The 1,123-nt window shown below is 70.5% G+C and carries 1 protein-coding gene; it reads left to right on the top strand.

The features are described from left to right. Positions 1-36 precede the first annotated feature (36 nt). A partial coding sequence (locus IE318_RS44360) for an NADH:flavin oxidoreductase/NADH oxidase (protein ID WP_229904226.1) occupies positions 37-1,123 on the top strand: 1,087 nt, incomplete at its 3' end.

Genomic DNA, 1,123 nt, shown 5'->3' with positions numbered 1-1,123 from the left:
ACCGGCATACGCACGACGGAGAAAGTGAGTCCAGCTGTGTCCAGCACAGAGTTCGCGGGCCTGGAGATGACCCCGCTGCGGCTGCGGGAGGTCACGGTCCCCAACCGGGTGTGGATGTCGCCCATGGCCCAGTACGCGGCGGGAACCGACGGGAAGCCGACCGACTGGCACCTCGTGCACTACGGCGCCCGCGCGGTCGGCGGGGTGGGGCTGGTCATGGTCGAGTCCAACGCCGTCGGACCGCGGCACCGCACCACTGCCGCGGACCTCGGCATCTGGAACGAGGAACAGGCCGCCGCGCACCGGCGCCTGACGGCGTTCATCACCGAACGCGGCGCAGTACCCGCGGTCCAGCTGCTGGCCGCAGGCAGGAAGGGCTCCCACCAGGTCCCCTGGGAGGGCGAGGGGCAGAACGGCCCCGTCAGCGTGGCCGACGGCCGCTGGGAACTGATCGCACCGTCACCGACCCCCTTCGGCGACCTGAACGTGCCCCGGGAAGCCTCCCAAGCCGACATCGACGAAGTCATCGCCGCCTTCGCCCAGGCCGCCCGGATGGCCCACCTGGCCGGCTACGAGATCGTGGAGATCCACGCCGCGCACGGATACCTCCTGCACCAGTTCCTCTCCCCCCTGGCCAACCACCGCACCGACCAGTACGGCGGCAGCCTGGACAACCGCATGCGCCTTCCCCTGCAGGTCGCCCGCGCCGTCCGCGACAGCTTCCCCGCCCACAAACCCGTCTTCGTCCGCATCACCGCCACCGACTGGATCCAGGGCGGCATCACCATCGACGAGGCAACAACCTTCGCCAAGGAACTCGCGGCCGCGGGCATCGACCTCCTCGACGTCTCCTCCGGAGTCCTCACGCGCGACCTTCAGGCCCGCCCACCGGAGCAGGACGGCGTCAACGTCGAGTTCGCCGGCACCCTCAAGAAGGCATCCGGACTCCCCGTCGCCCCGGTCGGACAGATCAGCGACCTGACCCTGGCCCGCAAGATCCTGACCGACGACCAGGCGGACGCCGTCCTCATCGGACGCGCCCTGCTCCGCGACCCCTACCTCGCCCTGCGCAACCACACCCACAACCCCGCCGCCTGGCCGGTCCAATACCACCGGGCCCTGT

This window comes from Streptomyces spiralis, from assembly GCF_014654675.1.
Lineage (GTDB): Bacteria > Actinomycetota > Actinomycetes > Streptomycetales > Streptomycetaceae > Streptomyces > Streptomyces spiralis.
Note: the sequence above shows the minus strand (reverse complement) of the source record. Positions and strands in the feature narration are given on the sequence as shown.